A 22,935-nucleotide genomic window follows, 5' to 3' on the forward strand; every position below is an offset into this window, starting at 1 on the left:
GGTTCTTTTATTGTTTTTTTAGATAAAACAATCCACCGTTGATAAGGGTAACGTCGATGCGCGGTTCATACTGCCAGCGTAGCTCTTCAATCCGTCGCGCACGGGATGTGGTACGGCCTGCTTCATCTTCATCTGATTCGGATGGTTGCGTATAAAACTGCTCGGCCATCTCAAGTTCAGCTGCAAGTCGTTCTTGTGCGAGATCCGCCCAGGAGGCATCTTCTGCTCCGATGCGCTCAGACAGGTGCGTTCGAAGGCGTGTCCGGGCTGATTCCAGGCTAAAGATGGGACGCATTGTATACGCGTACGCGGGCAAGGCTGGTTGCAGGACGGGTTGCTCCATTCTTACATAAAAGTTTTCCTCGATATGACCATGGATAAGATTAAGACCGAGTGAGAATAGCAGATCTTTTTTGCGATCGCACACAAAGGAAACTTTGTAGTTGACGCCAAGCCAGGGAACAAGGGCAGTCTGTTGGCCTGATAAATCGGATGAGGTTTGTTCGTACAGGCGCACGTAACGCCCGTGCCGCTCAGATGAGGCAAAAAATTGTTGCAGCCGGGGCGAACCGAATGCGATGTCTTCTCCTCGTACATCTGGAGGAGCAGTCTGTCGGTCAAACACGAAGGTCATATTCATCGGCTGGGAAGTAAGTCCAAGTTGCTCCACATACGTCCAATAGAACGGGCGGTTGCCGAGATCTTTGTCTACTTTGACCGGAAGCTCGACTTGAAAATAGGCAGGATGCCGCTCGACATAATGGGTCTGATGTGCGTCGAAGTAACGTTCAAGAAAGGTGCGGACTTCCTGCTGATTCACGGCAGCACCGATCCTTCTAACGTCTGTGGTGTTTTTGGCTGTATTTGTTTGTGCGCAGACCGGATGATTTCGCCCAGGTTTTCCATCTTAATGCGAACCTCTCCTTCACTTTTGGATGCGAGCAGAATGTTAATAATATTTTGTTCCAGCGATTTTTGCAGATGAAGCCGGTCGATAATCGTATCGAGCTCTCCGATGACCATTTCGAACAGATTGATTTTTTCATATAACAGATGCAAAATTTTTTCTTCAATTGTATTGGCCGTAGCGAGATTATAAATGTATACGTCCCGCTTCTGACCAAGTCGGTGCACGCGCCCAATGCGCTGTTCAACTCGCATCGGATTCCATGGCATGTCATAGTTAATGAGGCGGTTGCAAAACTGGAGGTTAATCCCTTCGCCGCCTGCTTCAGTCGCGATAAGCACCTGGGCACGCGTCTCAAATAGCTGGCTCATCCAGTCTTTTTTGCTGCGCTTGAAGCCGCCGCGAAACAGGACAGACGTAATGCCATGTTCGGCAAGCAAGTGCTGCAAATATTCTTGTGTCGCCCGGTATTCAGTAAAAATAATCAACTTATCGTCAGACTCACGGATGATATCGACGGCTTTCTGCGCTTTTGTGTGGCGTTCAATTTTTTTGAGCATGTGTACTAGTTCAACAATACGGGCACGTACCGGAGAGTCTTCCGGTGCCCGGTTATGCATATTGACAAGTGTCATAAAAGCGGCGTCTCGGCTACTGCACACTTCCCGCTGGAGTGTGATGAGCGACAGGGCGCTGCTTGCCCCTTTCGCAGTCGCATATTGTTCCTGCACGAACTTGGTGACACCGTCATATAGCGCTTGTTCTTCTGCTGATAGTTCAATGGGCACTGTGATGACATGACGGGTTGTGAATTCTACATTGCTATCGGAGCGCCGATTGCGGACCATGACTTTGCGCAACTCCTGTTTGAGCGTGTCATTGTTTTTAACGTGCCGTTTGCCATGTGCATAACTTTGTTGGAAATGCACAGCTTGTCCGAGATGACCGGGTTTAAGCAATGTGATCAGGTTATACAGTTCATCGAGAGTATTCTGAATGGGCGTAGCGGTCAGAAGCAGGCAGTATTTTTTCGTCAGTTGCTGAATGAACTGATAGTTTTTGGTCTGCTTGTTTTTAAGTTTGTGCGCTTCATCAACAATGATCAGGTCATATGGTTGGTTCAGCACGATGTCGCGATGTGGCGGACGCTTGGCAGTGTCGATCGATGCGACGAGAATATCATGGCGTTCCCACATGTATTCTTTCGTCTGGGCCACCGCAGGAATGGAGAATTTTGTGTTCAACTCCCGCACCCACTGAATAACAAGAGAGGCGGGGACGAGGATGAGTGCTTTTTTCACGAGGCCGCGCACGATGTATTCTTTCAAGATTAAGCCCGCTTCGATCGTTTTGCCGAGGCCGACTTCATCGGCGAGCAGGGCGCGCCCGTGCATATCGCGAATAACAGTTTGCGCCGTAGCCAACTGGTGATCGAGCGGTGTGATATGAGGGAGATAGCGCAGGCACTGGAGTTGATCAAAATCTTCGACTGCATTGGCCCGTGCCGCCTCCCATGCCAGACGAAATAACTCACGGTGATCCCAGGGGCCATCGTCTGTTATGCGTGTCTGCAAGTCTTCAAACCAGTCGTCCTGGAAGGAAACAGGAATGTGTGTCACGATTATATCCACCTTTGGTTTACTAGAGTTGTGACTAGTATGTGCGCTGTCTTAAAAACTATGTAAAAGGCCGTAGGGGCAAATAAAAAACGCCAATCCAGCAGATGGGCGTTTTGATTATTTATAAGGTTTTCGAAGCGGTTGCCGAAAGTGGCGGATAGGAGGAGTAAACACGTAACGGACGACCAGAGCACCAGGCAGAACATAGCCGATCAGCGCTTCTAAAATGGCGACACCGCGTGCCCATCCAAACGGGGAGAGGTCACCATAGCCGACGGAGAGGAGCGTAATGGCGCTGAAATAAACAGAGCGAGTAATGCGGTCGCTCCACTGCTGCTGGTGGGCAGATGATGCATAATGGTCGAGAATAAAGCCTAGCTTAGCCCATTCCACTACCCAGTATAGGAGAGCAAAAAACAGTACCAGATTTACATACAGAAAAAACAACGTTAAAAAGTTGTACCAGGTTTTTTGTTTGAAAATCTGATTCATGGAAAGACTCCTTCATACAAGGGTTACATCCGTGTGAACATGATCTTGTACATATGTATGCCGGAGCCTATGATTTTTATAATCGACTGCGGTAAAAATGATCGTCCCCGTCTTCTCCGTTGCCTGCTTTGCTAGTGTCAGATGTTGTAATGGTTTCCTTTGCCTGCTGAATTTCTTGTTGAAGTTCGTTTATGCAATTTATGCAGTATGCTCCCGTAGTAATGGCTGCGCCGCAGTTTCTGCAGCCATACATCATGCTCGGGTAGCGGGCAACATCAAAATATTTTTCCTTAATTAAGTATTCTATATACGTAATAGAAATCTCAAGTTCTTTCGCAATATGAGCAATGGGGGTATTTCGTCGCTCTCTTGGTTTTAAGTATTCGCGGATTCGCTTAACGGTATCGAGCTCTTTACGCGCGCAATCCGGGCATATTGGTTTGGAAATTTTCATATAGATTTTTCCACAGACGGTGCAGTTGGAAGGTATCATAGAGGCACTCCTTTCTTTAACGTACAATAAAAAACATCTTTACTTCTATAATAAGATGTTTTGGTCTGTTCCTCCTGTGTTTTCTTGTCTTTTTTAACAAAATGAGAAATTAGAACCTCCTTTGAAGCGTTGTTTTTGTATGAACTAGTCTTAAAATACTACTTGATTAGAAAGGAGATACAGTTTAACGTAAAAGATATTGAATAAATAAAAAGGCAGTGAAATAATAGTAGAGAAGAGAAACAATTCCATACGGTACCAGGAGGAGAGTGTAGAGAATGGATAAGAAGCCAGTAGTCTGTCACATGGATGAGAAAGGGAATATCCTACTTCCGGCGGAGTTTCAAGATGTTCTTGGTTATGGAGTCATTGAATTTGTCATTGAAAATGATTGTATTGTACTAACGAAAGCAGAGCCGATCTATACGGGCACTTTGGATGTAAAGCGAAATCGGAAGTAATACATAGATAAAACACTTTTATTTTTCTGAATTTTTAGTATGATAAAATATAGATTCTACATATTGGCGGATGAGCGCAGAGGGAGAGAACGCGTGGTAGCACGTGTCGCCGAAGGAGCAAGGATGACCTTACAATCTCTCAGGCAAAAGGACCTCTGCAGGACGCGGCTCTGGAGAGAGTCTGCATAAGGCAGGCCACCAAAGGGGAAACTGGCTTCTATAGGCGCTGGGTAACTCTCAGGTACAAGGGACAGAGATGGGGAAAATTCCCTATCTCTGTCCTTTTTTATATAAAACATGGAGGTGGAAACATGACCGAACTGCGGCGAACATCGCTATATGCGCAATATGAGAAGTATGGGGCAAAAACGATTGATTTTGGGGGATGGGAACTTCCGGTTCAATTTGTGAGCATTCAGCACGAGCATGAGCGAGTGCGGACAAAATCAGGGCTATTCGATGTTTCGCATATGGGAGAGATCGAAGTAAGTGGGTCAGATGCGCAAGCCTTTCTCCAGAAGATGATGACCAATGATGTATCGCGTCTTGTGGCAGGCTGCGCTCAGTATACATTACTGTGTACCTCGGATGGTGGCACAGTGGATGACTTACTTGTGTATAAACGGGGTGAACAGGCGTACTTGCTTGTCGTCAATGCGGCCAATATTGAGAAAGATGAAGCATGGCTTAGACAACATGCAGAAGGTGATGTTGTCATTACGAATGTGTCTGACGAAACCGCTCAGCTTGCTTTGCAGGGTCCGCTTGCGGAGCGTATTCTCCAAAAGTTGACGGATGAGCCGCTTGCAGCGATCCAAACCTTCTGCTTCCGGGACAATGTGCAGATCGGTAATGTACGTGCACTCATCTCTCGTACCGGGTATACAGGAGAAGACGGGTTTGAGCTGTATGTAAAAACGGAAGATGCCCCAAAACTGTGGACTCAAATTCTAGAAGCAGGTGGCGAAGATGTGGTGCCATGCGGTCTCGGTGCACGCGATACACTGCGATTTGAAGCACGGTTGCCGCTATATGGGCAAGAGCTCGATGAGAGCATTACACCGCTTGAGGCAGGTCTTGGATTCGCGGTGAAGCTTGATAGATCGGCTGCTTTTATTGGGCAGAAAGCGCTTCAGCATCAGAAGGAAGCGGGGGTTCCACGTAAGCTTGTAGGCATTGAGATGACCGGACGCGGCATTCCACGTACAGGATACGCTGTATATGCCGGGGATCAGGTAATTGGAGAAGTGACAACCGGCACTCAGTCTCCGACGTTCAAGAAGAACATTGGCTTAGCTCTTGTGCAGACTGCTTATAGTGAACCGGGGACAGAGGTAGAAGTTGAGATTCGCGGCAAAAAGGTGGCCGCTGTTGTTGTAAAGACACCGTTCTATAAGCGAACAAAACAATAATGGAGGAGGCGTAGCCTGTGTCTTACCGTTATCTGCCGATGACAGACCGTGACCGCAAAGAGATGCTCGATGTGCTCGGTATAGCGGATGTGGAGGAATTGTTTACCGACATTCCGGACGCCGTGCGTTTTCAAGAGGAGCTTGCGATTCCAGCTGCGCTGTCAGAGCCTGCGCTCATCGGACATATGGGACAACTGGCAGCGAAAAATGTGAATGCAGCGAGCTGCATTTCATTTCTCGGAGCCGGGACATATGATCACTACATCCCGAGTGTAGTTAATCATGTGATTTCCCGCTCAGAGTTTTATACGGCCTATACACCGTATCAGCCGGAGATCAGTCAGGGCGAATTGCAGGCGATATTTGAGTTTCAGACGATGATTTGTGAGCTAACGGGCATGGATGTGGCGAATTCCTCGATGTATGACGGAGCGACAGCACTTGCAGAAGCCGCGGCGCTAGCAGTTGGGAAGACAGGACGGACGAAAGTGGTAGTGTCGGGCACGGTGCATCCAGAGGCACGCGATGTGCTTAAAACTAATGCAAAAGGGCATGGCTATCGTGTGGAAGAAGTCAGGTTTGCCGATGGTGTAACGGATGTGGCGGCACTTGCAGCGGCAGTGGACGAAGAGACAGCTGCTGTACTGGTGCAGTATCCGAACTTTTTTGGTGGGCTGGAAGATCTGGCCGCAGTAGAAGCAGTGGCACATGGACAAAAAGCATTGTTTGTCGTGAGTGCCAATCCGCTTGCGCTCGGTATTTTGAAGCCTCCAGGTGCGTATGGAGCTGATATTGTGGTAGGGGATGCACAGCCGTTTGGCATTCCGATGTCGTATGGTGGGCCGCACTGCGGGTATTTTGCAGTGCGGAAGGAATGGATGCGCCAGATTCCGGGTCGAATTGTCGGCCAGACCCAGGATGATCAGGGGCGTCATGGCTTCGTGCTGACGCTACAGGCTCGGGAGCAGCACATTCGCCGGGAAAAGGCGACATCTAATATCTGCTCCAATCAGGCACTGAACGCGCTGGCTGCTGCTGTAGCGATGACGGCGCTCGGCAAGCAGGGCGTGCAGGAGATGGCACGCCTGAATATCCAGAAAACACAGTACGCGAAGCAGCGTATTCAAGCGCTTACCGGGTATGAAGTGGTTGGAAGTGCCTCGGTTTTCAATGAATTCGTGGTCAAGGTACCAGCTTCGGTCGCACAAGTAAATCGCATGCTGCTTGCAGACAGCATCATCGGGGGGCTTGATCTGGGCCGCTTCTATCCAAAGCTTGCCGGACATATGCTGCTAGCTGTGACCGAGATGCGTACGAAAGAAGACATTGACCGGCTTGTGGACCGATTGGGAGGGATTCACCATGCATAATGATGGACACGAACGAGATCAGCCGCTTATTTTTGAGGTAAGTCAGCCAGGCCGCATTGCATGTGCACTTCCGGTGTGTGACGTTCCAGAAGTAGAGCTTGCCAATGTACTGCCAGCCAGTCACCTGCGCGAGGTAGCCGCCGAACTGCCAGAAGTGAGTGAGTTGCAGCTGATGCGCCATTATACGGCGTTATCTCGCCGGAATCATGGGGTGGACACAGGCTTTTATCCGCTTGGTTCCTGTACAATGAAATACAATCCGAAGATCAATGAAGATGTCGCTCGCTATCCGGGATTGGCCCGCATTCATCCGTATCAGCCAGAAGAGACAGTACAGGGAGCACTCCAGCTGATGTATGAGCTCCAGCGTGATCTTGCGGCGATCACGGGCATGGATGCGGTGACGCTCCAGTCAGCGGCCGGTGCTCACGGTGAATGGACGGGATTGATGATGATTCGTGCGTACCACGAGAGCCGAGGTGAGACGCGAACGAAGGTAATCGTGCCTGACTCTGCACATGGCACGAATCCAGCCTCCGCCAGTGTAGCGGGGCTTACAACGGTAACGATTCCGTCGGATGCGGACGGTTTTGTAGATGTGGAGGCACTGCGGCAGGCAGTCGGCTCGGATACAGCGGCGCTCATGCTGACGAATCCAAATACGCTTGGTCTGTTTGAGAAAAACATCGCAGAGATTGCTCGCATCGTCCATGAAGCGGGCGGGTTATTGTACTACGATGGAGCGAATGCAAACGCGATTCTTGGCAAGGCACGTCCAGGTGATATGGGATTTGATGTGGTGCACCTCAATTTGCACAAAACGTTTACAACACCGCACGGCGGAGGCGGACCGGGCTCGGGTCCGGTTGGAGTGAAAAAAGAGCTCATTCCATTTTTACCAAAGCCTGTGGTCGTTAAAGATGGAGATCTGTACCGACTAGATGACGATCGTCCGCAGTCAATTGGACGGGTCAAAGCGTACTATGGCAACTTTGGCATCAATGTGCGGGCGTATACGTACATTCGTACGATGGGACCAGAAGGGTTGCGTCTCGTCTCGGAGTATGCGGTGCTGAACGCGAACTATATGATGCGTCGTCTAGCCGAACAATATGATCTGCCTTTTGATACGGTATGCAAGCATGAGTTTGTTCTTTCGGGACGCCGTCAGAAAAAGCTTGGCGTGCGCACGCTCGATATCGCGAAGAGACTGCTTGATTTTGGCTATCATCCGCCAACGATTTATTTTCCGCTCATTGTGGAGGAGTGCATGATGATCGAGCCGACGGAAACCGAAACAAAGGAAACGTTGGATGCATTCATTGAGGTGATGATTCAGATTGCACGTGAGGCGGAAGAGACACCGGAACTCGTGCAGGAAGCCCCTCACCATACGATAGTGGGGCGCTTAGATGAAGTGCTGGCAGCTCGTAAGCCGAAGCTGCGGTATACAAAAGAATAAGCAAGAAAACCGTGACCACCCGGCATCTGCATCCGGGTGGTATTTTGTATGCACGGCTGCTGAATACTACAGGTAAGTATGCCGCTTGCGGTGTACATTTTGTGTTGGATCAAGGAGGGAGAACGAATGCTGTCTTCTCAGGATCTTGCGTATTTTCGTGGACGTCTTACACGTCAGTTAAATGACCTGAAAACACGCTTAGCCGACAATGATCATTATGGGACTGGACGTGCTGCCATGCAGGAGTCGATCGGAGAGCTTTCTAATTATGATAATCATCCAGCGGACATCGGAAGCGAAATGTTTGAACGGGAGAAGGACATTGCGTTAACGGAACGAACAGAACAGGATTTGTATGATACAGAGCAGGCGCTCACAGCGATTCAGAACGGTACGTATGGCACGTGTGAGGTGTGCGGGGCAGATATCTCGCGCGAGCGTCTCGAAGCCGTACCGCAGGCGCTTCGCTGCGTGCAGCACGCGGAGCAGGAAGTGGGGAATCGCCGTCCGGTGGAAGAAGAGGTACTTGGGAATTCGTTTGGCACGTTTGATTATGACCATAAGGATGTAACGATGTATGATGCGGAAGATGCGCTCCAGGATGTGACGCGATACGGCACATCAGATTCGCCAGCCGATCATCCAAGTCGGGATGGACTGAGCTATGATGATATGTATTTAGAGGCGGAGGAGCCAATCGGATATGTAGAGGATGTGGAAAGTCTGGCTCTCTCGGACATGGAGGGGAATTATATCGGCATTAATACCGATTCTCCGCTTCATAAGGAATACGAGCGACGTCTGGACGGAGCAGATGATACAGATTGGATGACGACGCTTGCACAGGAGCGACATGTAAAGCAGGATTAACAGAAAAGGATGAGGAGACGAAAGGTGAGGAGAGAAAACATAAGAGCGATCAGGGGAAGGACAATGCATGCGCTTTTTCCCCCTCAATCGTTCTCGTGCGTTCTCTCTTTTTTCTCTTCACTCTTACCACTTGACCGTGTCGAAGCACCTTGTTCATGTTCGGGCTTGTGGCCAGGTGGTAGGCAGTCAGGAAGGTGTCCTATGTGGTACAATGCAAAAGTAAGTTTGGTGAAAGGAGAGTCTATATGGAACAGTGGCGTTTTCTTGATACTGGCACAAATTCTCCAGCCGTCAATATGGCGATTGATGAAGCAGTTTTGACGATACATAGTGAGGGAAAGACAAAGCCTTCCGTTCGGTTTTATGACTGGAGTCCGGCTACAGTGTCCATTGGGTATTTTCAGAAGGCAGAGAAAGAAATTGATCTTGCTCGTGTGCAGAAGCATGGACTCGGATTTGTGCGTCGGGCAACAGGTGGACGGACGGTGCTGCACGATAAAGAGTTGACGTACAGTGTGGTGGTATCTGAGAATCATCCGCTTATGCCATCAGGTGTGACCGATGCGTATCGGATTATTAGTCAGGGACTGCTGGAAGGATTTCGTCTGCTTGGCATGCAGGCAGACTTGATGAATCCAGAAGCGGCCAAATTCGTAGAACCGTCGTCTGCTGCTTGCTTCGATGCTCCTTCCTCATACGAGCTTGTCGTGGAAGGACGTAAGGTAGCGGGAAGTGCTCAGACGAGGCAGAAAGGCGTGGTTTTACAGCACGGCTCGATTCTGCTTGATATGGATGCGGAACTTCTATTTGATATTATACGATTTCCGAATGAGCGGGTGCGGGATCGACTTTTGCAGAGCTTCTATGAAAAGGCAGTTGCGATCAATGAACTGCGCAAGCAACCCGTCACACTTGAAGATGTAAAACCGGCGTTCCGGGAAGGGTTTGCCCGTGGGTTTGCAGTTGAACTTATAGAGGATGGGTTAACACCGGAAGAGTTAGAGCTGGCGGAACAACTTGCTCGTGAAAAGTATGGGGATGCAGACTGGAATTTCAGAAGGTAGAAAAAGGAAAGCGACCGTGCCCCGGTCGTTTTTGTCTTGGTTATAGTGGTGGTAAATGAGGAATTATCTATATATTGTGTTTAAAATTTAAAGTGCATACAATATATTGACGCGCATCCAGCGCTGGGGTAGACTAATAAGACACTGATTAACTGTATCAGACAGGCCGTCTTATGGTCAATTGGTACATAGTATAACTGGAGGGTGAAAAATGGAGGCAGTAACTGAATCACAAGGAAAAATGAAGCTTGAAGGTTTAAGCGAGAAAATTTTCCTTGATCGGTATGCTCTGAAAGATACAGATCCGGACCACATTCAGGAAGGCGATACGGTTCTTGTTCTAACACATGATGATCCGAAGTTTCCGAAGAAAGAAGTCGGGATTGTAACAAAACGGACAGGCAGTGAACTCGAGGTTGAATTGCAGAACGGTGAGACGGTGATATCGAGTGCTGAGAAAGCGCTTCGCACACTGGAGAAAACACCAGAAGAGATGTGGGATCGTCTGGCGAAGACGATTGCATCTGTTGAGACAACGCCTGAGAAGCAGCAGGAATGGCAAGAGAAGTTCCGTGGTCTGCTTGAGGACTGGAAGCTTGTACCAGGTGGGCGAATTGCGGCCGGTGCCGGTGCGAATGATGAATTGACGCTGTATAACTGCTACGTAATTCCTTCTCCGCATGACAGCCGGGGCGGCATTATGGATACGCTCGGTCAGATGACGGAGATTATGTCTCGAGGCGGCGGGGTTGGAATTAACCTTTCGAGTCTTCGCCCGCGCCGTGCGCAAGTCAAAGGCGTGAACGGATCGTCAAGCGGTTCCGTTTCATGGGGTGGATTGTTTAGTCATACGACCGGATTAATTGAGCAAGGTGGCTCAAGACGTGGTAAAACAAGGTAAATTAATCAAGTGTGCCACGTAACCCTGTGAACTGCTGGGAACTCTTTCGTTTGCATGTGTTACTTCAAAGATTAAGCATAATTGTGATTAAAATTTGAGGTGAATCACATGAAACAATATGATGCAAAAAGTGAACAGATTTGTGCAATCTGCGAAGAAATATTTTCTCATAATAAGCAGGGAAGATGACATTTTGCACAGATTGAAGGAAGTAAAAAGCACAATTGCATCGTATTTGTCGCGTTAGCTACAACGTAACTGGAAACGGTAGGCGTGAATGCTTGAAAATAACACGGCGGTAAAGACAATCAGCAGCCAAGCCCCTACGTCTTTTTACGAAAAAAGATATGGGGAAGGTCCAACGACCATCAAAAGCACACACGAATGTGTGGAAGCGAGTAGAGTAGGATTCAAGCGAATCCGAAGTGCAGGGGCGCCGCAGAACGGCGTAAGATATGGTCTCATCTCTAGGGTGACTTAGAGAGTCGGAGTAGCGATCCGACGTAAGGAATTGGCACTTATGTTAATGATGAACGACTGGCATCCTGACCTGCTGGAGTTCATTACCGTTAAACAAAATATGGGCATGATTACGAATGCGAATCTATCTGTTTGCATCAGCAACGGCTTCATGAAAGCCGTAAAAGAAGACCTCGACTGGGAGCTGAAATTCCCAGATACGACAGACCCGGAATACGATGAAGTATGGGACGGAAACTTTGATAAATGGCTGTCGCTCGGCAAAGAAGTGCGCGTATACAAAACGGTTCGCGCACGCGACGTGTGGCACATGCTTATTGAATCGGCATGGAAATCGGCTGAACCGGGTGTTGTATTCATGGAATACTACAACCAGATGTCGAACAGCTGGTATTTCAATCCGATTATTTGTACGAATCCGTGTGGGGAGCAAGGACTTCCAGGATGGGGCGTATGTAACCTGTCCGCTATTAATCTATCAAAATTCGTTACAGACGGTGAAGTCGATTGGGATAGCCTGTCTACAGCTGTCCGTTATTCTGTTCGTTTCCTCGATAACGTGGTCGACGCAACACCGTACCATTTCGAAGAAAACAAAGCCAATCAGAAAAACGAGCGCCGCGTAGGTCTGGGTACGATGGGCCTTGCGGAAATGATGATCGATCTGAAAATCCGTTACGGCAGCCCAGAATCGCTTGAATTCCTGGACAAGCTGTATGCATTTATCGCTCGTGAATCATACCTTGCATCTTCCGAAATTGCGGCGGAAAAAGGCAGCTTCCCGGCGTTTATTGCAGATAAATTCCTGGAGAGCGGCTTCATGAAGCAGTTCGATGATGAGCTGCGCGAAACGATCCGTACACAAGGGATGCGCAACGTAACCGTTCTGACACAGGCTCCTACCGGGTCAACTGGAACCATGGTCGGCACGAGTACAGGAATTGAGCCTTTCTATGCATTTGAATACTTCCGTCAGAGCCGCCTTGGCTTCGACAAGCAGTACGTGCCGATCGCGAAGCAATGGATGGAAGAGAATGATTCAGACACACTGCCGGATTACTTCGTAAGTGCGATGGACCTCCAAGCAGAAGATCACGTACGCGTACAGGGTGCAATCCAGAAATGGGTAGACAGCTCAATCAGTAAAACAGCGAACGCTCCAGCTGACTTCACGGTAGAAGAAACAAAAGCGCTGTACGAACTCGCCTTTGATCTTGGCTGCAAAGGGGTTACCATTTACCGTGATGGTAGCCGCGACGTGCAAGTTCTGACAACGAAAAAGGACGAGAAAGACAGCAAGAAAGATCCGGCAAAAGCCGAAAAAATCGCGCAGTCAACGGACCTTGACGAAGCAGCTCCGACGAAAGATTACCGTCGCCGCCCGCTTCGCCTCAAAGGCGCGACATACAAAATGAAAACACCGCTTGGCAAAGCGTATATTACGGTGAATGAAGCAGATGGCGCTCCGTTTGAAGTAATTGTAAATGTAGGAAAAGCGGGTAGTGACGTATTTGCGATGTCCGAAGCACTGGGTCGCGTATCGACACTGTTCCTTCGCTTCGGAGAACTGCCGGATGGCAACAAAGCCCGCCTGCTGATTAAGCATCTCAAAGGTATCGGTGGCTCCGGCGCAGTCGGCTTCGGTGCTAAGCGTGTCGATTCGATTCCAGATGCGGTAGCCAAAGCGATTGAATTCTATCTCGATGGAGATGATGACAGCGCACCGGTTGCTTCGGCAAGTGAAGCCACTTATACAGATGCGTCTGCGCTAGCAACTCCGGCAGCTAATACGCACAAGCATGACCGTGATGAAGACGGGGATGTGTACCGTGAAGGACTTGATTTGTGTCCAGAATGCGGTGCGGCAGCTCTCGTTGCGGAAGAGGGTTGCAAACATTGTGAAGCATGCGGCTACTCTCGTTGTTCATAAGAGGAGTTTTCGATAAGTAGCTGGATTTTCTGTGATTTTTCATTATAATGTTGATGAATAATTATTCAAAAAGGTGAAGACATACTTGTCTTCACCTTTTTATTAAGAATTTAATAATTGAGGGATTCTGTGATAGGTGCCAAATTATGAGCTGTTTATAGATAGCTACATAACTAAAATTGCTTTTTGTAGATACAAAACCAAGATTTGTCCTTTGTGCATGAAAAGGTATGGGAGTATTCTATATTTATGGTGTATCATACTCATTGTTGTTTATTCTTTTAAAATAGTAAAAAATATTTTCAATCTATAAATAATAGTGATACACTATGATAGGGTTATAATCGATACAGAAAAGGTGTGTGACTAGGTCGCACCTGGCGGCTTGCTGTAGCGCCTAAGCAGGAGCGCCTACATCCTTTCTGCAAATCTTAGGGTATAAAGGACGGTAAAAATGAGCAACAAACAAACTAGAACAGACGTTATCTTAATTGGTGCCGGAATCATGAGTGCCACTTTGGGGACACTTCTGAAAGAATTAGTACCGGACTGGGAAATTACAGTATTTGAGAAGCTCGCAAACGCAGGAGAGGAAAGCTCTAACGAATGGAATAATGCGGGAACGGGGCATGCGGCACTATGCGAGCTTAACTACACTGTCGAAAAACCGGACGGATCTATAGATATTAGCAAAGCTATAAAAATTAATGAACAGTTTCAGGTTTCAACGCAGTTTTGGTCTTATCTTGTAAACCGTAATCTGATACGTAATCCGCAGGACTTTATCATGCCATTGCCTCATATGAGTTTAGTACAAGGGGAACAAAATGTAACGTTTTTAAAGAAACGTTTTGAGGCGCTGTCAAACAATCCCCTATTCCAAGGGATGGAATTTTCCGATGACCCAGGAAAACTGATGGAATGGCTTCCGCTTATTATGAAAGAGCGGACATCGAATGAACCTATAGCGGCAACAAAAATCGATTCTGGAACTGATGTCAACTTTGGCGCTTTAACGCGCATGTTGTTTGACCACTTAAAGAGTAAAAACGTCGATATAAAATTCAAACATAATATTGATGATATTAAACGTACTAGCGATGGCTCGTGGGAATTGAAAGTGCGGAATGTCGATAGCGGTAAAGTCGAACGCCATACTGCAAAATTCGTCTTTATCGGAGGCGGGGGAGGAAGTCTGCATTTACTGCAACAATCTGGTATTCCTGAAGGAAAACACATTGGAGGATTCCCGGTAAGCGGACTATTTATGGTGTGTAACAATCCGGATGTTGTAGCGCAGCATCATGCAAAAGTATACGGCAAAGCTAAGGTTGGTGCTCCGCCAATGTCTGTTCCACATCTTGACACAAGATTTATCGACAACAAAAAATCGTTGCTCTTTGGACCGTTTGCTGGCTTCTCACCAAAGTTTTTAAAAACCGGTTCAATGTTTGATTTGTTAGGTACCGTAAAACCGAATAATGTCTTAACTATGTTGTCGGCAGGCGCAAAAAACGTTCCGTTGACAAAATACCTGATCGAGCAAGTTATGTTATCGAAAGAAAAACGCATGGAAGAGTTACGCGAGTTTATCCCGAACGCCAAAAGCGAGGATTGGGATATAGTGGTAGCTGGCCAACGTGTGCAAGTTATCAAAGATACTGCTGCCGGCAAAGGAACGCTTCAATTTGGTACGGAAGTTGTTAGTGCCGCTGATGGCTCGATAGCAGCATTGCTCGGCGCTTCTCCGGGTGCTTCTACCGCCGTTCACGTCATGCTTGAGGTAATAAAAAAATGCTTCCCGCAACATGTAAAAGCGTGGGAACCGAAAATAAAAGAAATGATTCCTTCTTATGGTATGTCACTAGTGGAAAACCCAGAGCTTATCGACGAAATTCATACTTCAACAGCGCAGACGCTTGGCTTAGAGGGTAAAAAACAGTACGCATACGCATAGAGACGATCCTTATTTGTCACGACCATGCCGGATACAGGGGAACACGGTTCTACTGTATGTTCAGATATTTCCTTACGCTTATATTTATTACGGAAACACTATGTTCATAGGAAGACAAATCAGCAATGCCATACCAGTAAAATTGGCAAATCTGGAATAACCGAAAAACCCGTATGTTAAAGGAAGCATAAATTGCCGTTTTGGCAAGTTTATGCTTCCTTTAGTTTTTTCATATATATTATATAAGATAAGCTGACTACATACCATGCATTCAATCTGGCTCTGCCAACGGTTTACCATTTCATTAAAGAGCTGAAAGGAAAGCAAAATGAAAAGCATATTATTGAAGTATTTAGCCAGATTCACAACACTTAACGAAGAAGAACAACAGGCAATCGTTGAAGATATACTAGTTCAAGAATATAAAAAAGGAACAATGCTCCTTAGACAAGGAGATGTCCCCACTAAATGTTATTTCGTATTGAAGGGATGTGTAAGGCAGTATTCGATAGATGAAACGGGAAAAGAAGTCACATCCAATTTCTACACAGAAGAGCAAGCGGTTTCGATTTTCAATCATCATAAACAAAATAAGTCATCCGCGTACACATTAACTTGTCTAGAAGACTGTATATTGGTTGTTGGTGATCTTGATGCCGAAAAGGACATGTTTCACAAATATTCACAATTAGAAACCATGACACGCAAGATGGTAGAAGAAAACCTGGGTGAGGTACAAGATGAATTGGCTTCATTTATCGCTTCTACACCTGAAGAACGCTACAAAGCACTAGTACGAAAAAGACCTCATCTAGTCAATCGTGTACCTCAACATCAATTGGCGAGTTATCTTGGTATTACCCCAGAGTCATTAAGTAGAATCAAGAAGCGGATCAATACAAGTGATTTTTAGAAAGGTTGTCATGTATTTTTGGGGAGTTTTCCTCCTCTGAACAGCAGCCATATTCCAAAGCCTAGTTCTCCTACAATCATTGGTATAGTAAATGCAAGATTAAGTACTGAAATTACCCCATCATATTGTGGAAGAAACGTTTTGCTTAGGTGAATGGTAATATAGCCTATTGAAGCAAGCAACAATAAAATGCTGATAACTTTAGGAATGCTGTCTGATTTGAAAGCCACATAGCCCACAATCAACAGATGCCCACCAAAAATGATCAAACCAATAGACCAAATAGATTCGAATGCTTCAAAAAATAGCATCATAAGTGCTTGAATTTGTTCGATTTTAAATGAGGATAAATAGTTTGTATGTCTCGAGAGAAGCAGCACAAATATCAAGTTCAGTATGGCAATTCCCAATATAGTCGTATAAGTAAGACGGAGCCATGCGCCGAGCAATGAAAGGCTTTTATTAATTGGCTCTAGAAACACATAGAAAGCCCAGGCGACCAGAATGTCAGTAATCATGATGATGACCCAACCAAAGATTTCACCTTTGAAAAGGTTATTTGATGACACGATGTTGTTATATGTGGCGCTGGCATCGCCTTGTACAACAAGGCTTCCATGAACAAAGCCATAGGAAAAAAATGCGGCAAGTGTCATGATGATAAGTGAAGTGCCAGCAGTTAAAGCAGATTTTCGCTGATATGATAGTTCTTTTACTGAGATAGCCATAAGATAACCTCCTATATTACATTATTGATTTTCATTATAGTAGGAGATCTATGACTGGTCATTAACTTAAGTCAAGAGTGCAATCATTATTTTGGTAAATAAAGGATATAAAAAATATAAGGAATAGTTAAAGTAGCTATTGTGGCTATCAGTTACTAACGATAGTCATTTTGTAGATGGGAATGGTCGTACTTCTGGCGCATTAGCAACATACACTTTATCTTTAAGAAGGATACGATTTAAGAGGCTTTAACTCAATGGAGTATACTGAAGAAACAGAGAGATGAATCACTGTTTAACTTATTACGGTGAGTATTACCATAAGCGATCGAAAGCGGAAGTTTGAATAAAGACGTTCATTAAGCAGCAAAACTACCTTAATGAACGTCTTTTCTTTTCAATTATTCACTTTCATACGATTGTCTATTTTTGATAATAGAAACGATTTTGGTTCTGTTGCATTAAAACTCCATCTATACCTTTTTAACAAATTCAGATTTTAATTTCATCGCTCCAAAACCATCAATTTTGCAATCAATATCATGATCTCCATCAACCAAACGTATGTTTTTTACTTTTGTACCTATCTTTACGACTGATGAACTTCCTTTTACTTTGAGGTCTTTGATTACTGTTACAGAATCACCATCGTTTAAGACATTTCCATTTGCATCTTTGATGATCTTTTTATCTTCACTATTTTCCGTTTCTAATTCTAACGTCCACTCATGAGCACATTCTGGGCAAATCAAAAGACTCCCATCTTCGTACGTGTATTCTGAGTTACATTTTGGGCAATTTGGCAAATTAGACATCGTTTCATTTCCTCCATTCGTCAATGTTAATTCTAATCTATTCATTATACTAAAGTCCATTTTTTAATTTTTATCGTGATGTATAGCGTTCTAGAGTAGCTTTTCCTTTCGCAATGCGATCGTGATCGTTGTCCTTGTCCCATAGGAACTTTCGACTTGCAGACGGCACTGATAGAAAGTTTGTAATCGTTTGTCCACACTTCTAAGCCCGACCCCTTTGTACTGACCTGAAACGATTTCTTTCATGCGAGATTCCGCGATTCCGACTCCATCATCTGCAACGGTAATATAAATCATATCTGTTGTCTGATAGACAGAGAGTGTAATCGTTCCACCCGAAAGTTTCGGGGCAATGCCATGCCGGACTGCGTTTTCAACGAGCGGTTGAATCGTAAGTGGAGGTAATAAACAAGCAATCTCCTCATCGATCTCGAACATAACACGTAGTCGCGTCGAATAGCGTACTTGCTCGATTCCAAGGTAAGCTCGTACAAGTTCAAGTTCCCGAGTGAGCGGAATAAGTCGTTCCTGGTTATAGAAGTCAAACTTGGCCCGCAAATAATAAGTAAGATCATTAATGATATCGCGCATTTTCTCTACATCCTTGTAGGAAAGAGATACGATTGTATTCAGTGTATTATATAAGAAATGCGGGGTAATCTGTGCCTGCAAAAAGTCCAATTCATGCTGCAAGGCTTCCTGGACAGATTTTTTCATCAGGAGCAATGATTCCACTCGTGCTTTCAACTCGGGAAGCTTAACAGGCTTCTGCAAGAAGTCATTAGCTCCAGCCTCAAAAGAAGCGACAATGTCGCCGATTTGTCCTGCCGCAGTTAGGATAAGAACTGGAATCTCAGTGAGCGTATGCGTGCTACGGATCGTGCGGCATACGTCCAACCCGGATATGCGAGGCATCATTAAATCAAGAATAACCAGATCAATCATCGGATGACTATGAATCATGTCCAATGCCTCTTGACCATTTTTGGCTGCAATGACGGAATAGCCCATAGAGTCAAGAGCGCCCAGCAGCACTTTTAGGTTTGATTCGGATAAAACTCCCATTCCCCCTTAAGAGGAACAGCTCCATCTTTCGTGAAATCCCATGTGGATAAATCGAGCAATCCATGATGTGCCTGCGGAGATGTCTCGTGATTGAATTTATCAATCATCCGCCATGTTCCATAAAAAATCCCAATGAAAGCAAGGGTACAAAGAAAAAAAGTGATCAGTCGTGTCTTCATGTATGCACCTCAATCAGATATAAACAAATAGCTATAGTACGGTAATTGTATCATGGACACCGGCTCGTGAATAAGAGTGATTCACCCTATAATCCCATACACAGGGCACGAAATTAAGCATTCAACAGGCTGCTCTGTGCTATGTATAGTTGTTCTATATAGTACGCATTACTAAATATGCAGTAAAGAGGGGATGCGTCTCATCTTACCGAGTGATTTTATGTATAACTGAGGTGATATCGTTTATGGGAAAAATAAGGGTACATGACGGTTCTTTGCACTATACTGTTCAAGGGAGCGGAACTCCGCTTATTTTTATTCATCCTCCTATGCTTAGTGGTGCGAATTTTAAATATCAGCTCGATGAACTGTCAAACGATTTCACTGTTATTGCTTTTGACATAAGAGGGCATGGGAAAAGTGAACCTTCTAGGCAGCCTCTGACCTATCCGCTTATTGTAGAAGATATGAAAGAAATCATGAATCATCTCCAAGTGGAAAAAGCATTCGTATGTGGGTATTCAACAGGGGGTTCCATCGCCTTAGAATTTTTGTTAACGGCTCCTGAGCGGGCATTAGGTGGTATTCTTGTTGGTGGAATATCAGAGGTAAATACCTGGTGGTTAAAGAACAGAATTACAGTAGGAATGGTGCTTGCGAATGCCGGGGCGATTTCTCCGCTTGCTTTCTCGATTGCCTGGAGTAATTCTGACACACCATCCACGTTCCAAGCGTTAGTACGAGATGCTAAAAAAACCAACAAAAAAAATGTAGGAGAGTACTATCGATACAGCTTGATGTATAACTGTACAAGTCGATTGCACAACATTTCCTTGCCTCTTTTACTGGTATACGGGGGGAAAGATAAAAAATTTCATCCGTATGGTAATGTTATACACAAAAATGTAACACATAGTGAATTCACATTGATATCCAATGTGAAACATCAGATCCCGACAAAAAAGCCTAAAGAATTAAACCATCTGATTAAGAATTTTATTTTGGCTTCAAAACGATAAACCAGCTTTGTAAAATGCCTGCGGACTTAAAGGCAGAAGTAGTCAAACAAATCAATGAAAACTTTGATAGCAAACGTGCTGGCGCGATCGGATATATTAGCGAATTGCCGAATGTAAATGCAATCAAAGAGTCGAAGGATAGCCAAAAGTAAGAAAAAAAGCCAGGCAAAGTGATGCCTGGCTTTTACTTCATGATCTCGGACATGATTACACCTTGAACTTTCCAATTAATGCTTGTAATTCTTCCGCCATTTTAGATAAAGAAGCAGCAGAGGAGGAAATTTCCTCAACAGAAGCTAACTGTTCTTCTGAAGCGGCGGATACATTTTGCGATCCTGCGATTACAGTTTTCGCTTCTTCTGAAATCAGGTCTACTAAATGAACCACCTGTGCTGTATTGGCAGATATCTGTTGAGAAGCAGCTGATACTTCCTGGGTCTGATTGGTCACTTCGCCTACGAAATGTGTAATTTCCTTAAAGAGTTCTCCTGCTGTATGGACAACTCGAATGCCTGCATCGACTTCTTTTGTGCCGACTGACATTGATTCAACGGCGTTATGCGTGTTCTTTTGGATCGTTGTAATCAACTGTGTAATCTGTTCAGCTGATTCAGATGATTTTTCTGCTAATTGACGAACTTCATCTGCAACCACGGCGAAGCCCCGACCATGTTCTCCGGCTCTTGCCGCTTCAATCGCTGCATTTAAAGCTAATAGGTTCGTTTGAGCAGCAATCTCTGACATCACTTTTACAATCTGTTCGATTTCTCCCGAATGTTCGTCCATTTCTTTTATAACATTGGCTAATTGATTCATTGTAGTATAAATGGAATCCATTTGTTTCGTCGTTACTTGAATAGCTTGATTTCCTTCTGCTGCTTTCTGAGAAGTTTGGATTGAAAGAGAAGAGGTCATTTGAGCATTTGCGGCAATCTGTTGTATCCCGGAGGACATTTCATTGATGGCTTGTACGCTTTCTTCTACACCATGTGCTTGTTTTTCAGCCTTAATCGCTACTTCTTGAATGGTTAACGTAATCGTTTCAGATGCTTTGCTAGACTGTTCGGCACTAGCTGTCAATTCTTCTGAAGAAGCCGTTACATATCCGGCACTGATACTAATCTGTCGAATCAACTGACGAAGATTTTCCGTCATTTGATTAAAGGACTCAGCTAAAGCACCTATTTCATCTCTATTTTTCACGTGAATATCTTCTGTTGTTAAATCACCAAGTGCAATTTTCTTGGCGATTTTTGACATATGCACAATCGGCCTTGAGATAATTCGCGAAGTAAAAAAGCCAATCAATAGGGCGGAAATAAAAGCAATTACACTTAATAGGACAATATGTGTGACAGCGGAATTTACTGTTTCTGTATTTTCTGTACTTCCTTCGTCCATTAACTTTTGTTGAGCGTTTACAATTTCATCTGCTACTGGTTCAAGCTGTTTTTCTATAGGCTGTATTTCTTTCTTAAAAAAATCGGTCAGTTCATTTGAATTTTGGTTGTTCGGGGAAATTTGTAATAACTGATCATATTTTTGTTTAAGCTGTTTATTTAGCTCCTCTAATTTTACTAATCGTTTCTTATCGTCAGCATGTTGAACTAATTGTGATGTTTTACCGATTAGATCGTCTATATTTTGGTGAGCTGTGTTTAAATCCTTCAAGGAGTTCTCATCTTCCGTTAAGAGATAACCTTGCAGGTTATTATTTTGTTTGGCGGCCTCCACTTGTATTTTTTGTGCATTAGATAAGATTAGCGCCCGTCGATCAACTAAATCTGTATAAGAGCTATCTATTTTTTTGAGATAATAAAAAGATATACTGCTTGTGATCCCGAGAAGAATAGCAATCAGTAAAAACGATCCGATTAACTTCTTGCTGATAGTCATAGTCAAGATAAGCACCCCATTTAAAATGTTTGAAGCTCCAAAATCATAGGTAGATGAAATTTATTATTAGGAAAATATTTCTGTCCAAAATAAGATAATATATAAAAATTATCGAAAAGGCAAGGATGCTTGTAAACTGAGTTAGATTGCAATCCCATTTAAAAAGGCATTCCGGTATTGTACGTATACCAGAATGCCTTTTGTATGGTTGTTTTTGTATTAATGTGTACCGCCAAACATTTTGCCGACGCCCTGGAGTTTCTCCAGAATCACGATGAGAATGATCGAGATGAAAATTACAACGCTTGAAATGGAAGCGACCAGCGGATCATATGCATCCTGCATATGCGAGAAAATCTCAATCGGCAGCGTACGCATATCTGGTGATACCATAAACAGCGACACCGTTACGTTGTCAAACGATGTCAAGAAAGCGAATAGACCTCCCGAAATAATCGCCGGGCGAATCAACGGCAGTGTTACTTTCCAAAATACTGTAGCCGGGCTCGCTCCGAGAATAGCTGCCGCTCGCTCCAGATTGTAATCAAAGCCACTTAATCCAGTCAGTACGAGCCGAATTACGTACGGAATACAGATGATAATATGGGCGATCAAGAAGCCCGTTCCCGTACCAGCTAGCATAAGCGGTGTGAAATAAATAAGAAGGGCAACGCCAAGTACAAGCTGTGGAACGCTTAAAGGTGACGTTAGCAACGCGGTAATAAATGCTTTGCCCGGAATGTCATACTTGGCAATCGCGAGCGCACCGAGTGTACCGAACAGAACTGAGAAGAAAGCCGCAATCAGCGCGAACTTGGCGCTGTTCGCGAGTGCTGTCATAAATTCTGGACGTTCCAATATTTTCGTATACCACTGCATGGAAAATCCTTGCGGCGGGAAGC

At 45.2% G+C, this 22,935-nt stretch carries 20 protein-coding genes, 2 pseudogenes and 2 riboswitches; of the genes and pseudogenes, 12 read left to right on the forward strand and 10 right to left on the reverse strand.

The features are described 5' to 3' along the window. Positions 1-7 precede the first annotated feature (7 nt). The 4 genes from CB4_RS07670 to CB4_RS07685 all read right to left on the reverse strand — a co-directional run bounded on the left by CB4_RS07670 (position 8) and on the right by CB4_RS07685 (position 3,511). Positions 8-820 carry a YqhG family protein gene (locus CB4_RS07670; protein WP_157737859.1) on the reverse strand — a complete coding sequence of 271 codons (813 nt, stop codon included), beginning with the start codon at positions 818-820 and terminating at the stop codon, positions 8-10. Beyond that, entirely contained in the window at positions 817-2,526 is a 1,710-nt protein-coding gene (locus tag CB4_RS07675; protein ID WP_096464653.1) for a DEAD/DEAH box helicase, read from the reverse strand. Before CB4_RS07675 ends, CB4_RS07670 begins: the two co-directional genes overlap by 4 nt. 117 nt (positions 2,527-2,643) lie before the next feature. Continuing rightward, positions 2,644-3,018 (reverse strand): potassium channel family protein, encoded by a 375-nt coding sequence (locus CB4_RS07680; RefSeq protein ID WP_096464655.1) that lies wholly within the window; start codon positions 3,016-3,018, stop codon positions 2,644-2,646. Positions 3,019-3,094: 76 nt separating this feature from the next. Next, entirely contained in the window at positions 3,095-3,511 is a 417-nt protein-coding gene (locus tag CB4_RS07685; protein ID WP_096464657.1) for a hypothetical protein, read from the reverse strand. Positions 3,512-3,789: 278 nt separating this feature from the next. Here CB4_RS07685 and CB4_RS07690 point away from each other — a divergent pair, with 278 nt between their 5' ends. From CB4_RS07690 to CB4_RS07735, 10 genes and pseudogenes are all read left to right on the forward strand, one after another. Beyond that, positions 3,790-3,972 (forward strand): division/cell wall cluster transcriptional repressor MraZ, encoded by a 183-nt coding sequence (locus tag CB4_RS07690; protein WP_096464659.1) that lies wholly within the window; start codon positions 3,790-3,792, stop codon positions 3,970-3,972. Between the two features lie 70 nt (positions 3,973-4,042). Further along, positions 4,043-4,137: riboswitch (glycine riboswitch) on the forward strand. Further along, positions 4,138-4,236, forward strand: a riboswitch (glycine riboswitch). It abuts the riboswitch before it with no gap. A gap of 47 nt (positions 4,237-4,283) precedes the next feature. Further along, positions 4,284-5,384, forward strand: coding sequence for a glycine cleavage system aminomethyltransferase GcvT (gene gcvT, locus CB4_RS07695; protein ID WP_096464661.1), 1,101 nt, complete (start codon positions 4,284-4,286; stop codon positions 5,382-5,384). Between the two features lie 17 nt (positions 5,385-5,401). Further along, positions 5,402-6,754, forward strand: coding sequence for an aminomethyl-transferring glycine dehydrogenase subunit GcvPA (gene gcvPA, locus CB4_RS07700; protein WP_096464663.1), 1,353 nt, complete (start codon positions 5,402-5,404; stop codon positions 6,752-6,754). Next, entirely contained in the window at positions 6,747-8,216 is a 1,470-nt protein-coding gene (gene gcvPB, locus CB4_RS07705; RefSeq protein WP_096464665.1) for an aminomethyl-transferring glycine dehydrogenase subunit GcvPB, read from the forward strand. The genes gcvPA and gcvPB overlap by 8 nt, the downstream gene beginning before the upstream one ends. Positions 8,217-8,342: 126 nt before the next feature. Then, positions 8,343-9,086 (forward strand): TraR/DksA C4-type zinc finger protein, encoded by a 744-nt coding sequence (locus CB4_RS07710; RefSeq protein WP_157737863.1) that lies wholly within the window; start codon positions 8,343-8,345, stop codon positions 9,084-9,086. A 245-nt stretch (positions 9,087-9,331) separates the two neighbouring features. Then, complete coding sequence (locus CB4_RS07715; RefSeq protein WP_096464669.1) at positions 9,332-10,150, forward strand: lipoate--protein ligase family protein; 819 nt, start codon at positions 9,332-9,334, stop codon at positions 10,148-10,150. 211 nt (positions 10,151-10,361) lie between these two features. Next, positions 10,362-11,039: pseudogene (locus CB4_RS07720) on the forward strand (ribonucleotide reductase N-terminal alpha domain-containing protein); the annotation flags it as partial. Between the two features lie 526 nt (positions 11,040-11,565). Then, positions 11,566-13,461: pseudogene (locus tag CB4_RS07725) on the forward strand (adenosylcobalamin-dependent ribonucleoside-diphosphate reductase); the annotation flags it as partial. Between the two features lie 454 nt (positions 13,462-13,915). Then, positions 13,916-15,418, forward strand: coding sequence for a malate:quinone oxidoreductase (locus tag CB4_RS07730; RefSeq protein ID WP_096464675.1), 1,503 nt, complete (start codon positions 13,916-13,918; stop codon positions 15,416-15,418). Between the two features lie 328 nt (positions 15,419-15,746). Continuing rightward, on the forward strand, positions 15,747-16,331 hold the full coding sequence (locus CB4_RS07735) for a Crp/Fnr family transcriptional regulator (RefSeq protein ID WP_096464677.1): 585 nt from the start codon (positions 15,747-15,749) through the stop codon (positions 16,329-16,331). An 8-nt stretch (positions 16,332-16,339) separates the two neighbouring features. Here CB4_RS07735 and CB4_RS07740 read toward each other — a convergent pair whose 3' ends face one another. The 4 genes from CB4_RS07740 to CB4_RS07755 all read right to left on the reverse strand — a co-directional run bounded on the left by CB4_RS07740 (position 16,340) and on the right by CB4_RS07755 (position 19,118). Next, the gene (locus tag CB4_RS07740) at positions 16,340-17,059 is read right to left on the reverse strand and encodes a DUF4386 domain-containing protein (RefSeq protein ID WP_096464679.1); all 720 of its coding nucleotides are present in this window, start codon (positions 17,057-17,059) and stop codon (positions 16,340-16,342) included. Positions 17,060-17,532: 473 nt separating this feature from the next. After that, positions 17,533-17,874, reverse strand: a complete 342-nt coding sequence (locus CB4_RS07745; RefSeq protein ID WP_096464681.1) for a zinc ribbon domain-containing protein YjdM — start codon at positions 17,872-17,874, stop codon at positions 17,533-17,535. A 90-nt stretch (positions 17,875-17,964) separates the two neighbouring features. Beyond that, positions 17,965-18,939 carry a response regulator gene (locus CB4_RS07750; protein WP_096464683.1) on the reverse strand — a complete coding sequence of 325 codons (975 nt, stop codon included), beginning with the start codon at positions 18,937-18,939 and terminating at the stop codon, positions 17,965-17,967. Next, positions 18,912-19,118, reverse strand: a complete 207-nt coding sequence (locus CB4_RS07755; protein ID WP_096464685.1) for a hypothetical protein — start codon at positions 19,116-19,118, stop codon at positions 18,912-18,914. The genes CB4_RS07750 and CB4_RS07755 overlap by 28 nt, the downstream gene beginning before the upstream one ends. 245 nt (positions 19,119-19,363) lie before the next feature. Here CB4_RS07755 and CB4_RS07760 point away from each other — a divergent pair, with 245 nt between their 5' ends. Then, positions 19,364-20,137 (forward strand): alpha/beta fold hydrolase, encoded by a 774-nt coding sequence (locus CB4_RS07760; RefSeq protein ID WP_096464687.1) that lies wholly within the window; start codon positions 19,364-19,366, stop codon positions 20,135-20,137. Positions 20,138-20,151: 14 nt separating this feature from the next. Further along, positions 20,152-20,289 (forward strand): hypothetical protein, encoded by a 138-nt coding sequence (locus CB4_RS21485; RefSeq protein WP_231956188.1) that lies wholly within the window; start codon positions 20,152-20,154, stop codon positions 20,287-20,289. Between the two features lie 55 nt (positions 20,290-20,344). Here CB4_RS21485 and CB4_RS07765 read toward each other — a convergent pair whose 3' ends face one another. After that, on the reverse strand, positions 20,345-22,033 hold the full coding sequence (locus CB4_RS07765; protein ID WP_231956189.1) for a methyl-accepting chemotaxis protein: 1,689 nt from the start codon (positions 22,031-22,033) through the stop codon (positions 20,345-20,347). Positions 22,034-22,252: 219 nt separating this feature from the next. Next, positions 22,253-22,912, reverse strand: coding sequence for an ABC transporter permease (locus CB4_RS07770; protein ID WP_231956190.1), 660 nt, complete (start codon positions 22,910-22,912; stop codon positions 22,253-22,255). Positions 22,913-22,935 lie beyond the last annotated feature (23 nt).

It is taken from the genome of Aneurinibacillus soli (assembly GCF_002355375.1).
In the GTDB taxonomy this organism is placed as follows: domain Bacteria; phylum Bacillota; class Bacilli; order Aneurinibacillales; family Aneurinibacillaceae; genus Aneurinibacillus; species Aneurinibacillus soli.